This window comes from Streptomyces kanamyceticus (assembly GCF_008704495.1).
Lineage (GTDB): Bacteria > Actinomycetota > Actinomycetes > Streptomycetales > Streptomycetaceae > Streptomyces > Streptomyces kanamyceticus.
Genome location: NZ_CP023699.1, coordinates 2048763 through 2062182 on the forward strand (window position 1 = coordinate 2048763; position 13420 = coordinate 2062182).

Sequence of the window (13420 nt, forward strand, 5' to 3'; positions counted from 1 at the left end):
TGACCGTGGGCGTCATTCAGTCGGCCCACGTGTGCGACAACCAGCGCTCCAGGGCGTCCCGCGTCGCCTGCGGAGTCTCCGGCGATGCCGCCATGCGCGTACCGAGCTCCCTCAGCGACGGAAGGCGATGGGGGTTCCTCAGCAGGACGCAGTCCGTCCACTCCTCCCCCTTCGCCCCTCGCACGAGGACGGTGCCGTCGAGGGACAGCATCGCGAAGTCGGGGTGGCCCGTGCCGCGCCCCGTCACCCCGGCCTCGGCACCCGCGCCCGCGAGGTCGCAGTCCACTGTCAGGGCCACCCGCGCCCACCGCAGCGAGTCAGGATGCGCGGTCCCCCCGTCGCCGACGGCGAGCAGGAACTCCGGGGCGTCCGGCTGGAACAGGCCCTGGTCCGCGCTGAGCATGTACCACTCGTGGTTCAGCCTCTCCCGCAGGTCGGGCGCGTCGGATTCCACACTCACGGCCCATTCCTGGCCACCGGTCTCCACGGAATCCGCGAAGAGCGCGAGGCGCGGAGGGATGAGCGAGTCGGACGATTCCACGATTCCCAGATATCGCAGACCCGCTTTGGTCAGCGAATTCTCCAGTTCTGCTTCCCGCATGGCATTCCTTCGAGATGAGCGTTCGCGGCCCGCGCCTAGTTGGACCGCGGCTGCGCCTTCGCCCAAGGGTACGGGATGACCTGGTCATAGTTGTGTGATCCGTCCTTGCTCCTGCCGAAGTAGGCGATGTTCCCCTCCCGGTCCACCACAACTCGCGCCTGACTAAACGGATTTCCGTTGTCATAGATGGGCTGACCCTTCCACCGCTGCCCCGCGCGGGATTTTCCGCCCCGATAATTGTCGGCCACACGATCGTCGACCGGACCGGTGTAACGCTGTTCCTTATTGGGATTCTTAACGATGTCGTCCACGATTTTGTGAATGTCCTCGGGCGTTTCGAACCATGCCTTGCGGTCCTTGTTCCCACCGATACGCCGGGTGATCTCTTCCGGCGAATAGTTCTCGTCCGGCACCCAGTTGCTCGGCGGCACATCGGCGTCACCGCACTCCGGTGCGAGCCCGAGCGGGTCCGTCCAGGTGCACGGGTTGTGCGGATAGGTGAAGGCGTTGTCCGCCGGACGCAGACCGAGCGGATCCGGTGAGTGGTAACGGCCCGTACTGGGGTCGTAGTAACGGAAGTAGTTGTAGTGCAGGCCCGTCTCCGGGTCGAAGTACTGACCCGGGAAGCGGAGTGGCGTGTACGCGGTGCTGTCGGCGGCCCAGCTCGTGGTGCCCCAGAGGGTGGAGCGCATGCGCCAGGCGATGTCACCGTCCTCGTCGACCAGTTCCGTCGGGGTGCCGACGAGGTCGGTGACGATGGCGAAGAAGCGTTCGTCGATCTGTTCCTGCGACGGCTCACCACCGGCCGACGACCAGCCATCGGCGAAGTCGCTGCCGTCCGCGGAGCCGCCACCGCCTTCGTGGGCGGCGATGCGTTCCGTCTGCGCCAAGGGCCGCACCGCGTCGTGATCCCACGTCAGCGTGACGGGAGAGGCGAAGTCGGCGCCCCGTGTGGTCTGTTCACAGAGCGTCGTGCCGTCCCAGGTGAAGTCGACGCGCTCGGTGGCCGTCGCCCCGTCGGCGGCGAGCCGTTCCTTGGCGATGCGCCGACCGAGAGGGTCGTAGGTGTACCGCCACCGCGTCCCGTCCGGCGTGACGACCGACGTGAGCCGGTCTTCCGCGTCCCAGGTGTATCGCCACGTGTCCGGCTTGCGTGACAGACGGGTCTTCTGACGGAGCACGACGCGGCCCGCGGCGTCGTGCTCGTACCGGACACCGCCCGCCCTCAGGAGCGTCATCCCGGCGAATTCACGCGCCCCCTGGGACTCTTGCCCCTGGTGCGTCGCGGGCCAGGAGGCATCCGTCTGGTTGCCCGCCGCGTCATACGCGTACGTCTCGCGCCACCCCGCGGCACTGACACCCGTGACCCGGCCGACCGTGTCGAGCTCGAAGGTCCGGCTGCCGCCCGACGATTCCTCGATGTCCGTCAGGTAGCCGTCCGCGCGGTATCGGTATGCGCGTTCCTGGACGCGACGGTTCTCGGGTCCTGTGACGGTCTGGGTCTGCGGGCGGCCCAGTTGGTCAAACGTGTGGGCGATGGCGAGGTGACCTCCGACATGGCGGGTGGTCTCGCGTCCCGCCGCGTCGTGCTCGAAGCGCAGGCTGCGCCCGCCTGTCGTCAGTTCGGTGCGGTTGCCGACCACGTCGTACGACGTGGTGCTCACCGCTCCAGTGGGCGTCGTACGGCGTGTGCGGCGGCCGAGTTCGTCGTAGGCGTAGCTCAGTCCCCTGCCCGCCACCGTCTCCGCGCGGAGCTGGCCCTTCTCGTCCCAGTGCCATTCGACGGCCGTGTCCGGCGTGGCCGCGCGCAGCATGCGGCCCGCCGCGTCGTACGTGAAGTCGGTGATCTGCCCGGCGACGTCTTTCCGCGCGGCCTGTCCGAGCGCGTCGCGCCAGTAGCGGATCTCCTCACCGAGCGGAGTCGTGCGCCGGGTCAGCTGGCCTGCCGCATCGTGCACGTACCGCTGCAGGCGTCCGTCGAAGTCCGACTCCACGACCAGGCGGCCCGCGGCATCGTACTGGTACTCCCAGGTGAGGCCCTGCGGATTGGTGACCGTGGTGAGCCGCAGTTCGCTGTCGTAGGTGAACGCGTGGCGCACCCCGTCGGCACTCGTGCGCGCCGACAGGAGATCGAAGTGCGTGTACTCGAAACGCGAGACCGCGCCGCTCGCGTCCGTGTGGTGCGTGCAGTTGCCCTCACCGTCGTAGAGCCAAGTCTCCTGCGAACCGTCGGCCGTGACGCGCCTGGCGGGCCTCCCCTCGACGGTCCACTCCAGGAGGGTCCGCGCGCCGAGCGGGTCCGTCAGAACAGCGAGGCGCCCGAACGCATCGCGCTCATAGGTGTTCACCGCACCCAGCGCGTTCGTCACCGTGAGCGGCAGCCCCGCGCCGTCGCAACGGACCCGCACCGCGTGCCCCAAGGCGTCCGTGACCTCCGAGAGGCCGCCCGCCGGGTCGTAGGCGAAACGTGTGGTGCGGCCTGCGGGGTCGGTTACGGCGACGGGGTTGCCGATGCTGTCGTACTCCCGGACCCAGCGGGAGCCGTCCGGTTCGACCGTCAGGGCAGGGAGGCCCGACTCGTCGAACTCGACGGAGGAGTGCGCGCCGTCCGGCCGCGTCACCTGGATCAGGCGGCCGACCTGGTCGTACGCGTACCGAGTCGTCCGGCCCAACGGGTCTGACACAGCAGTCAGTTGGAGATCGTCACTCCACTCCTGCTCCATGACATGCCCCAGCGGATCCGTCTCCCGAACCAGCCGAAACGCCTCGTTGTGCTCATAGACCCGCACATGCCCCAGCGAGTCCGTCACCCGCGTCGTCCGCGTCGCGTCCTCATACGCCAAGGTCGAGGCCAGCGCGTCACCCGTGCCGCCCGTCGCGGTGACGCGGCCACGCGCGTCGTACACGTACCAGTACGTCGTCCCGTTGCGATCGGTCCACGACGTCATGCGGCCCGCGTCGTCGTAGGTGTAACGCATCGGCAGGCCCGAGGAGTTGGTCTCCTCGACGAGGTGGCCTGCCTCGTCGTAGCCGAAGGTGACCAGGGTCGTGCCGGGGGCCGAGGGAGCAGCGGGGTCCAGCAGGCGCAGGCCCGTGATGCGGGAGTTGGAGTCGTCGCGGTCCACGGCGATGCGGTAGCCGCCGGTGTGCGTGATCGCCGCGGGGATGTCGCCTTCCGCGTACTCGATGGTGATCCGGTTGCCGTTGCGGTCCTGGATGGATTGCAGGGGGACGTCCACCGCCTCGCCCGCGGCGGCCGGGACCGGGCTGTGGAAGACCTGGGTCAGGCCGGTGTCGGGGTCGTGCACGCAGAGCGCGCCGTCGAAGTCGTCCGCCCAGGACAGGGTCAGGCGCGAGCCCGGGGTGTCCGGGCGGGACGGGAGGCCCGATTCCGCGTCCGGGATCGGGAAGCAGAGCCGGGCGCCGTCCGCCGCCGCGTAGACGAAGCCGTCCTCGTCCGCCTGGACGCGCTGGTCCAGGGTGGAGGCCCAGGACGGGCCGAACCAGCCGCCGAAGCGGTAGGAGGAGAGGTGCGTGCGCTCCAGCAACAGCGGCAGCACGCCGGGGAGTTGGACATCCGTGCGAGGCAGCGCCATGTCACCGGTCGCCACGTCGACGGGGTCGCGGACGAACCTCTTGAGCGCGTTGCGCACCGAGGCGGGCAGTTTGTCGAAGCCGGGGCGGAGGGAGAGGCGCTTGAAGGCCGCGCAGTCGAGCTTCATCGCGCCGCGGAGTTTGGAGAGGTCCTTGGGCTTGAGTTTGCCAAGTCCCTTGCCCAGCAAGGTGCCCAGGCTGCCCAGGCCCACCCCCAGGGCCGCGCCGAGCGCGAGGGTCTCGGCGAGTTTGCCGGGGTCCTTGAAGGTGGCCGGGTCCTTCAACAGCGTGTCCAGGGCCGCGAACTTGGCGCCCTCGCCCGCCATCTTGCCGACCCGCGCGATCGTCTTGATCTCCTTGAGCGCCCGCAGCGCGCGGCGCAGGCCGCGGATGACCTCCAGGACCGCCTTGATGGCGCGGGCCATCGCCGTGCCCGCGTGCTCGATGCGGCCGAGCAGCGCCATCACCTTCGCGAAACGGGCGCCCGCGGCGAGGCTGCTGACCACGGCGGAGGCGCCGCCGGTGAGGACGGACAGGGCCAGGCCCGCCATCTCCACCTCGATGATCTCCAGGATGATGACGTTGAGTTCGGTGAGCAGCTCGTGCGCTTCGTCGGCGTACTTGTCCAGCGCGTCGGCGCCGTCGCGCAGCGAGTCGGCCATCTGGGTGGCCTGCGAACGGGTCTTCTTGGCCCGCTTGTTGAACGCGGTGGCGGTCTTGCCCTCCCAGGTCACGTCCTTGAGGGCGGACTCGGCGTCCTTGACCGAGGCGTCCACCGCCTTGGCCAGGTTGCGCCACTTCTTGGCGATCTCCCGGACGCCGTCCGGGTCGACGGCCGGGTCGGAGATCCCCAGGAACTCCATCATGGAGGCCATGTTGTCGCCGGCCATGTGGTTGAACTTGTTGATGTAGTGCAGGGGGTTGAGGTCGACCATGTCCGCTCAGCCCTGCTTCTTGCCGCGCGCGGCGGCTTCGAGCAGCACGTCCAGGACGTCGAACGCCTCGGAGAGGTCCGTCATCAGCTTGGCCTCGCCGTGCCACTCGTCCACGAGGTCCCCGGCGACCTCGGCGAGCGTCTCCATGCCCTCGCGTACGTCATCGGTCGCGCTCATCAGCGCACCGAGCGCGCCCAGCGCGGACAGGTCGTGCGAGGCCGTCTTGAAGTCGTGCAGCGGCTTTGCGATGTGATGCGGCGCCTTGCGCAGCAGCGGCGCCGCCTTCGCTATCGACTCCGAGTCCTTACCCAGGTCCCCCATGGCCGACCATCCCCCGAAACGCCGCGTTGCTATGTGCACATGCCAACGGCAGACAGTAGCTGTCCGGGGTAAGCGGAACCCCTTCATTCAGTCATGGGAGGGCAGAGAGCCTGGTCCCTCGCGCCTAGTCCCGCAGCAGCGCGACCGCCTTGTCGAAGGCCGAGTCCCTGTTCTTCTCGAACTCCTCCTTCGTGAACACCGGCGTACGCACGTGCGGCGGGATGCCTGGGCCGTCGAAGGTCCCGCCCGAGCGGGTCAGGAACTCCTCGTTCGGGAGCCAGACCGCCATGCCGTTGGGGAGCCTTCGGTCCATGACGTCCGAGAAGACTCCTTGCGTGGGCTGCCCGATGCGGACCGTCCTGCCCGGCCGGTCGATGAGCGCCTGCGTGAAGGTCTCGCCCGCGCTGACCGTCGAACCCCCGGTCAGCACGGCGACCGGACCCGTGTAGCGGGGCGCGTCGCGCGCGGGCCGTACGGGGATCGGCTGCGGCTCGGTGTACTGGGTGCGCTTGCGGTAGGCGATGTACGGCGTGTCGGTCAGGCGCTCGGCGATGTGCAGGCCGAGCGCGTCGGAGCCGCCGCCGTTGACCCGCAGGTCGATGATCAGTCCCTTGAGGGAGGCCGTGCGCGCGGGGGTGAGGACGGTGTCCAACGCCTTGTCGAGTTCGGCGAGTTGGGCCGCGTACGAGGGGTCCTTCGTGTTGTAGCCCGCGAAGCCGGAGATGCGCAGATAGCCCTGCCCGCTGCCGGGCAGATCCGCGTAGCTGATCCGGCCGCCCGCGAATTCCTGCGGCTTGTGGCCCTTGAGGTCGCGCCGCACGATGTGGTTCTTGACCTTGGTGTCCAGCTTCTCGCCGGGCGCGGTCGTTCCCGGGCGGACCTGGTAGAACCTGCGCTCGCCGTCGAAGACGGCGACGTGCGCGTCGTACAGCGGCTTCACCATCTTGCTGAAGACGGCGAAGAGTTCGGCCCTCGTCGTGTCGGCGTGCACCTTGGGCCGGTACGCGTCCCGTACGGCGTGCCAGTCGATCCCCTTGGCGGCGAAGAAGGGGTAGTTCTCCTCGAAGGACTGCCAGAAGACGTCGAACGCCGCCACCGGGTCCTTGGGCATCGGGCGGCCGCAGCCTTCGGGGAGTTCCGCGACGCGCCGCAGCTGCCGGTCGCCCGCCGATCCGGACAGGTGCAGGGATCCGTGCCGGGCCCCTTCCGTCCGTACGGTGAGGACCGTCCCGTCGGCGGCGCGGTACTCCCCCGGCGCCGTCCGCTTCGCGGAGTCGCCCTTCAGGCAGCTGATGTCCGTGGTCTGGTACTCCCGCAGCCGTCCGGCCGCGATCGACAGGACGGCGCCGTATCCCTCCACGCGCCAGACGCCGTCGACGGACGTCGGTCTCGGGGCCGTCCGCTCCGTCGCCGCGGCGACGGGCACCATCGCACCGCCCGCGAGGGCCAGAGCCACGGTGACCGTCATGGTCTTGGAAGTCCTGTGTCGCACGGCTTTCCTCTCTCTGTGTGTACACGCTTCGCCAACTCACGATCGCTGAGAACCCCCGCAGGGAACATCCGGCAGGCCGGTCGATCGGCAGGGGGAAAACCCCCGGTGGCGCCGTGCTCATACGCCTCACACGAGAATGCCGCCCGGCTGCGCGCGCAGGAGGTTGAGGCCCAGAGGCGTGGTGCAGTGGCGGACGCTCGTGCCGGTGCGGTGAGTGGTGATGAGTCCCGCGTCCCGCAGTGCCGCGGTGTGATGGCTGACGGTGGAGGGTGCCAGGGCGGCGCTGTCGGCGAGGCGCGTGGTGGTGATGCCGTCGGTGGCGGCGATGTGGCGCAGGAGCGCGGCGCGTCGGCCGCCGAGGAGCGCGGCGAGCGTGTCGGCCGCGCGGGCCCGCCCGGGTCCGGGCCCCGGGTGCCAGGGCTCGCGGGGAACGATGGGGAAGATCACCGTCATCGGCGGCTGGTGGTTCACGCAGAAGGCGTTGGTGGGGGTGAAGAACGACGGCACCAGATGGAGTCCCCAGCCGTCGAGGTAGACGTCCTCGTCGAACAGTTCGTGCCCGACTTCGAGTACGGGCGGGTTCCAGTGGATCGAGGGGTGCAGCCCCGCGAAGAGGGCGTCCAGGCCGTGCCGGGACAGCGTCTGCGTCAGCTCGCCCACGACCACGTCGAAGTCGGCGGCCAGTTGGCGGTGCACGGGCCTGACGACCGTCTGGTGGTAGTCGCGCAGCGCGCGTCCCAGGGAGCGCAGGGCCGGGAGCGATCCCCGGCCCACGTCCTGCGCCCAGACAGGGAGTCGACGCCGCTGGGCGAGCTGTTCCATGTCGCGGTTGAGCAGGGAGCGAGGGGTGCTCAGCACCTGCTCCAGACCGCTTTCCAGGTCGGCGGCGTGTCCGATCGGGGACAGGAAGTCGGGGCAGGGGCCGCTGGGCGGCACCAGGGTCAACAGGTGGTGCGCGGTCCTTGGCAGGCGCATCCGCGCCCAGGCCCGCCAGGGCGCGGTCGCCGCGCCGGTGTCGGGCAGTTGCAGGGCGCGCAGGCTGCGCTCGATCTCCCACATCGGCGCGGGGTGCTGAGCGATCGTCACCCGCCGTACGTCGTCACCGGTGAAGTGGATCCGCAGACCCATCGGACCCCCCGTGGTCCCCGTCGGTGTCCAGCTATTCGAGGCACATCGAATGGATTGGTCGACCGGAGCATCCCGGCAAAAGCTGTTCTCGCACAACGCACTTCTGAGCCGATCACGGCTCTCCAACAGGAAGGGAACATCCGTGCTCACACGTGTGAAGACCGCTTCCGGTATCGCCGCCGTCGGCCTGGCCCTCGGCCTGACCGGCGCCCTGGCCGGAACCGCCCAGGCCACCACGGGCCCCGAGAGCCGCGCCGCCATTGCCGTATCGGACCCCGGTACGACCTACCAGAGCGGCGGCTGGTGCCACTACAGCAACTGGGGCGGGAACTTCTACTGCAACAGCCAGCTCAAGCACAAGCTGCCCAACGGGCAGTGGCAGGTCTTCGTCATCGGCACGAACCGCCAGGCCTACTCGAAGTGGGGCAGCGGCAGCGGAACAAGCGCCTGGACCTCGCTCGGGGGCCAGTGCACGCAGCCCGGCAACCACTCCATCGACATGGCCTGGGTCAACGGCTGGAACTTCGCGATCACCTGCAAGGGCACCAACGGGAAGACCTACTACGACGAGCGGTTCAACGGTGGCAACACCGGAGGTGCCCCCGGCCACTGGAGCGGCTGGCGCCTCAACAAGTACTGAGCCAGCCGTGAAGTACTGGCTCAGTCGTCGTCTAGGGCCGTCAGCACCTTGCCCAGGTCGACGAACTTGAAGTTCGTGGCAGGGCGGTCACCGTCGACGGGGGTGTCGTGACCGTCCTGCACGACGAGGAGGCCGTGCGGGTACTTGGGGCCGAGCGGCTCGTTCAGTGCGGCCGCGCCGTCGCACTCCTCGGAGCCGTCCAGGGCGCCGCCCGCGGGGGTGACGCGGAAGCCGCCCTCGTACTCGTTGCGGTCGCTCAGCTCACGGTCGTACGCGGCGAAGGTGTTGTCGCCCTGGCTGGAGGCCAGCAGGTAGCCGTCGCCTTCCGGCTCCTCGACCAGGGTCAGGCCCTCCACGTCGGAGGCGATCCGCTTGCCTCCGTAGCCGGGGTCGGCGCCGGGGGTGCACTCCTCGGTCTCCTCGTCGTAGACGCCGGGAACGCCGTACTCCCGGACCTTGTCGATGAGTTGGGGCTTTCCGGTGAGGTCGGCGCGCAGGCGCCAGATGCCGACGTCCTCCTGTCCGGCGTAGAGCGTGCCGTTGGCCGGGTCGACGACCATGCCCTCGACCTGCGGGAGTTCACCCGGCTCCGCGCACGGGCTCCACGAGGTGCCGTTCGGCAGCCGGAAGGAGGAGGGCAGGTCAAGGGTGCGGATCTTGCGGTACGAGACCTTGCCGCCCTGCCCCGGGAGCAGTTCGAGGAGCGCGACGCTGGTGCGCTCGCGCTGACTGACCAGGGCGTACGAGCGACCGCTCGCCTTGTCCTGCCAGGTCGCGAGGCCGTACGCGGTGCGCTGTTCGTTGATCTCGGCCTGGTCGGCGGAGAACACGGGCGGGGCGGCCGGGTCCGTGACGTCGGTGAGCGGGCCGCCGGTCCTGTCGCGGTCGATGCGGTAGAAGCGGAGCCGGTCGTGGCCACGGTCGCTGGTGACGGCGAGGTCCGCGCGGCCCGACGCTCCGGCGGAGAGCTTCAGGTCGTGGACCAGGTCGACGTTGTTGAAGCGGCCCGGCGCGTCGTCGGGACCGGTGGCGGGCGGGGCCGCGACCGACTGCACGGGGCGCGCGTCCAAGTCGTAGGCGCGCAGGCCGCCCTCCTTCGCCGTCGCGATCACCAGACTGCGCGCCGGGTCCGCCGCGTCGCGCCAGATCGCGGGGTCGTCGGCGTCGGCGTTGCCGCCCGCGTCGTCGTCGTGCAGCACGGGTGTCTCGGCCCGGGGCATGACGCCCGGCAGCGGCTCCGCGGTGGTACGGGCGGGTGCGGCGGCCGTCGCCGTCGCCCCCGCCAGGACGGTGGTCAGTGCGAGCAGGACCGGGCCGATCGTTCGATGGGTCGGACGGCGTCTGGTCACGTGGTGTCTCCTCGTTCCGGGAACGGCGGACGGATCTTGCGTGAGACTGGGGCCCGCCGGTGTCGTCCCGGCGTACGCCACGCGTCCGGTAACGCCCCTCCCGGATGTACACGGGGTGAACCAACTCCCGTGTACGTCAAGTATGTTGAGCCACCAACGAAAGCTCGGCCCACACCGTCTTGCCGACGGGCCTCCCCGCCACGCCCCACTCCACGGCCAGCGCCGCCACGATCACGAGCCCCCGGCCCGACTCCGCGTCGGGCTCGGGCGGTTCGGGCTCCTGCGGCGGCCTGCGCTCGGCACGGGTGTCGGAGACCTCGACACGGAGCGTGTCCGCGTGGAGCGTCAGGCGGAGCTCGAAGTCACGGCCGGGTACGCGACCGTGGGTCACCGCGTTCGCGGCGAGCTCGGCGACGATCGCCTCGGCGGCGTTGGACAGTTCGGAGTCGTACGGGATGCCCCAGCCGTCCAGGTGGTACCTGGCCAGCCTGCGGGCGAGACGGGCGCCTCGGGGCGTGGGGCTGAGACGTTCGGTGACTTCCCGCGCGGGGGCGGCGGGTTGGAGTTGGGTCGGCATGATCTCACCGTGGCCGTACGGGCGGGCCACCCACCAGCAACCAAACTCGTACGCTCCGTCAGCGTACGAGTACAAAGGGTGGACAGACGGGGTAACGGACCGTGACCATGGGGCTGTTGGCGGGGATCAGCACACGAGCGTCGGGGGTTACCCGTGATGTCGTCGAGCAGTAAAGAGCCCGAGCCGTCGGACGGTCTGAAGACCTTCGGCGCCGTACTGAAGAGCTTCCGCAAACGCGCCGGTGTCACCCAGGAGGAACTGGCCGAGGAGGTCGGCTGTTCCTCGCACTTCCTGGCCTCCATCGAACAGGGTAGGCGGTTCCCGCCGACCGGCTTCGTCGACCGGTGCGAGGCCGCGCTTGACGCGTTCGGCACGCTGAGGCTCGCCGCGAACCAGCTGACGCGGAAGCCGGGGCTGGCGACGTGGTTCCGGCAGTGGGCTCTGCTGGAGCAGGAGGCGCTGGCCCTCTACACGTACGAATGCCGGTTGATTCCGGGGCTGTTGCAGACCGAGGCGTACGCACGAACTCTGTTCGTCAACCGCGTTCCGCCGCTGGGCGACGAGCAGATCGAGGCTCGAATGGACGCGCGGGTCGAGCGCCAACGACTCCTCACGGAACGGCCGAACACGGCGTACAGCTTCATCCTTGAGGAACACTTGTTCCAGCGCGGCATGGGCGGGCATGAAGTCACCATGGAACTCATCGACCATGTTCTCGGGCTCGCAGAGCGCCGGAACATCGAGCTGCAGATCATGCCGGTGGCACGGAAGAGTCATGCCGGGCTGGACGGACCTATGCAGTTGTTGGAGACGCCGGAGAACAGGTTGCTCGCCTATTCCGAGGGGCAAGAGAGCGGACAGCTCATCTCCGATCCGAAAGTGGTCAGCATGCTCCAGATGCGGTATGCCAGGATGCGCGCACAGGCTCTCTCGTTCGAAGACTCGGTGAGCCTGCTGGAGCGGATGCGAGGAGCAGCATGAGCACCCCCGAACTGGCCTGGTTCAAGAGCAGCTACAGCAGCGGCAGCTCTGGCGACTGCCTTGAAGTCGCCCTCACTTGGCACAAGTCCAGCTACAGCAGCAGCGGCAACGGGGACTGCCTAGAGATCGCCCCCTGCCCCACCACCATCCACGTCCGCGACTCCAAGAACCCCGAAGGCCCCCGGCTCGCCCTGAACCCCCGCGCCTGGGCGGAGTTCGTGGCGTACGCCGAGGGCCGCTGAGCCTCGTCGTCAGTACTGCGGCTGCGACTGGGGCTGGTTCTCCACCAACTCCCGCGCCTCCGCGTCCGTCGCGACGGACGGCGGGGAGCCTTCCAGCGGCTGACGCGCCGTCTCCTTCATCGCGGCGACCGCGATGATGCCGATCAGACCGGCCAGCATCGTGTAGAACGCGGGCATCAGGTCGTTGCCGGTGGCGCTGATCAGGCCCGCGACCACCAGCGGGGTCGTGCCGCCGAAGAGGGAGACCGAGATGTTGAAGCCGATGGAGAGGGAGCCGTAGCGGACGTCCGTGGGGAAGAGCGCGGGCAGCGAGGACGACATGACGCCCAGGTAGCAGACCAGCGCGAGGCCCAGGATGAGCAGGCCGGAGAAGACCGCCACCGTGCCGCCCTGCTTGATCAGGAGGAACGCGGGCAGCGCGAGGACGAAGAAGCCGACCGAGCCCGCCATCAGGACCGGCTTGCGGCCGATGCGGTCGGAGAGGCGGCCGACCGAGTTGATGAGCGCCATCAGGATCAGCATGACGATCACGATGGACATCAGGCCGCCCGCTTCACCGAAGCCGAGCTGGGTGAGGTACGTCGGCATGTACGACAGCAGCATGTAGTCGGTGATGTTGAACGCGGCGACCAGCGCGATGCAGAGCAGCATCGCGCGCCACTGGCCGAAGAAGGAGTCCTTGAACGACTTCTTCTGACGCTCGGCGGCCGGGCCCTCGCCCTCCTCCATCTTCTGGAAGGCGGGCGACTCGTCGAGCTTCATGCGCAGGTAGAGGCCGATGAGACCGAGCGGCGCCGCCACCATGAACGGGATGCGCCAGCCCCAGGACTGCATGGCGTCGTCGCTGAGCAGCATCGTCAGGGTGGTGACGAGGACGGCGGCGACGGTGTAGCCGATCAGGGTGCCGAACTCCAGGAACGAGCCCCAGAATCCGCGCCGCTTGTCGGGGGCGTACTCGGCGATGAAGGTGGCCGCTCCCCCGTACTCGCCGCCCGTCGAGAAGCCCTGCACCATGCGGCAGAGCACGAGGAGGATCGGCGCCCAGACGCCGATCGTGGTGTAGCTGGGGATCAGGCCGATGGCCAGTGTCGCGGCCGACATCATGATCATGGTGAGCGCGAGGATCTTCTTGCGGCCCACGCGGTCGCCGAGCGGGCCGAAGAACATGCCGCCGATGGGACGCACCAGGAAGGCGGCGGCGAAGGTGGCGAGCGAGGAGAGGGTCTGCGCGGTGTCGTTGCCCGAGGGGAAGAACTCCTTGCCGATGATCACGGCGAGGTAGGCGTAGACGCCGAAGTCGTACCACTCCATGGCGTTGCCCAGCGCGGTCGCCTTCACCGCGCGCTTGACCTGGGCTTCCTCGGTGACGGTGATGTCCGACTGGCGCAGGCGCGGGTTCTTGCGGCGGTGGATCGCGCGGAAGAGCGCGCGGTGTCTCGCGATGGCCTCCGGAGCGGGGGGTGCCGGTGTTTCGGGGGCTTCGGGCGCGCTCACGGGCGGGTCAACTCTCTCGGTCGTCTCCTGGCTGGACGTCGATCAACACTGCCAACCCGTAGAACC

11 protein-coding genes are annotated in these 13420 nt (G+C 69.2%); 3 read left to right on the forward strand and 8 right to left on the reverse strand.

What is annotated here, in order from left to right; all coding sequences use genetic code 11:
* Nucleotides 1–16: 16 nt before the first annotated feature.
* From CP970_RS08150 to CP970_RS08170, 5 genes are all read right to left on the reverse strand, one after another.
* A complete protein-coding gene (locus tag CP970_RS08150; protein ID WP_055549272.1) occupies nt 17–601 on the reverse strand; it encodes a hypothetical protein in 585 nt (194 codons plus the stop codon).
* 35 nt (nt 602–636) lie between these two features.
* On the reverse strand, nt 637–5130 hold the full coding sequence (locus tag CP970_RS08155) for a DUF6531 domain-containing protein (protein WP_055549274.1): 4494 nt from the start codon (nt 5128–5130) through the stop codon (nt 637–639).
* 6 nt (nt 5131–5136) lie between these two features.
* The gene (locus CP970_RS08160; protein ID WP_055549276.1) at nt 5137–5451 is read right to left on the reverse strand and encodes a hypothetical protein; all 315 of its coding nucleotides are present in this window, start codon (nt 5449–5451) and stop codon (nt 5137–5139) included.
* Between the two features lie 124 nt (nt 5452–5575).
* A complete protein-coding gene (locus CP970_RS08165) occupies nt 5576–6919 on the reverse strand; it encodes a S41 family peptidase (RefSeq protein ID WP_055549278.1) in 1344 nt (447 codons plus the stop codon).
* 150 nt (nt 6920–7069) lie between these two features.
* Entirely contained in the window at nt 7070–8071 is a 1002-nt protein-coding gene (locus CP970_RS08170; protein ID WP_055549280.1) for an ArsR/SmtB family transcription factor, read from the reverse strand.
* Between the two features lie 142 nt (nt 8072–8213).
* Between CP970_RS08170 and CP970_RS08175 the strand changes: the two genes are divergently transcribed.
* On the forward strand, nt 8214–8711 hold the full coding sequence (locus tag CP970_RS08175; RefSeq protein WP_055549282.1) for a hypothetical protein: 498 nt from the start codon (nt 8214–8216) through the stop codon (nt 8709–8711).
* Nucleotides 8712–8731: 20 nt separating this feature from the next.
* On the opposite strand, the gene CP970_RS08180 is transcribed toward CP970_RS08175, so the two are convergent.
* Nucleotides 8732–10060, reverse strand: a complete 1329-nt coding sequence (locus tag CP970_RS08180) for a phytase (protein ID WP_055549284.1) — start codon at nt 10058–10060, stop codon at nt 8732–8734.
* Between the two features lie 136 nt (nt 10061–10196).
* Nucleotides 10197–10637, reverse strand: a complete 441-nt coding sequence (locus CP970_RS08185; RefSeq protein WP_055549303.1) for an ATP-binding protein — start codon at nt 10635–10637, stop codon at nt 10197–10199.
* Nucleotides 10638–10793: 156 nt separating this feature from the next.
* On the opposite strand from CP970_RS08185, the gene CP970_RS08190 reads away from it, so the two are divergent.
* Both CP970_RS08190 and CP970_RS08195 read left to right on the forward strand, forming a co-directional pair.
* Entirely contained in the window at nt 10794–11618 is an 825-nt protein-coding gene (locus CP970_RS08190) for a helix-turn-helix domain-containing protein (RefSeq protein WP_055549305.1), read from the forward strand.
* Complete coding sequence (locus CP970_RS08195; RefSeq protein ID WP_055549286.1) at nt 11615–11860, forward strand: DUF397 domain-containing protein; 246 nt, start codon at nt 11615–11617, stop codon at nt 11858–11860. Before CP970_RS08190 ends, CP970_RS08195 begins: the two co-directional genes overlap by 4 nt.
* Before the next feature lie 9 nt (nt 11861–11869).
* Here CP970_RS08195 and proP read toward each other — a convergent pair whose 3' ends face one another.
* Complete coding sequence (gene proP / locus CP970_RS08200) at nt 11870–13354, reverse strand: glycine betaine/L-proline transporter ProP (RefSeq protein WP_055549288.1); 1485 nt, start codon at nt 13352–13354, stop codon at nt 11870–11872.
* Nucleotides 13355–13420: the final 66 nt, after the last annotated feature.

Excerpts from the sequence above, each read along its gene's own strand:
- CP970_RS08190 (WP_055549305.1), top strand. The coding sequence starts at position 10,794 with ATGTCGTCGAGCAGTAAAGAGCCCGAGCCGTCGGACGGTCTGAAGACC.
- CP970_RS08185 (WP_055549303.1), bottom strand. The coding sequence starts at position 10,637 with ATGCCGACCCAACTCCAACCCGCCGCCCCCGCGCGGGAAGTCACCGAA.
- CP970_RS08170 (WP_055549280.1), bottom strand. The coding sequence starts at position 8,071 with ATGGGTCTGCGGATCCACTTCACCGGTGACGACGTACGGCGGGTGACG.
- CP970_RS08160 (WP_055549276.1), bottom strand. The coding sequence starts at position 5,451 with ATGGGGGACCTGGGTAAGGACTCGGAGTCGATAGCGAAGGCGGCGCCG.
- CP970_RS08155 (WP_055549274.1), bottom strand. The coding sequence starts at position 5,130 with ATGGTCGACCTCAACCCCCTGCACTACATCAACAAGTTCAACCACATG.
- CP970_RS08195 (WP_055549286.1), top strand. The coding sequence starts at position 11,615 with ATGAGCACCCCCGAACTGGCCTGGTTCAAGAGCAGCTACAGCAGCGGC.
- CP970_RS08165 (WP_055549278.1), bottom strand. The coding sequence starts at position 6,919 with ATGACGGTCACCGTGGCTCTGGCCCTCGCGGGCGGTGCGATGGTGCCC.
- CP970_RS08150 (WP_055549272.1), bottom strand. The coding sequence starts at position 601 with ATGCGGGAAGCAGAACTGGAGAATTCGCTGACCAAAGCGGGTCTGCGA.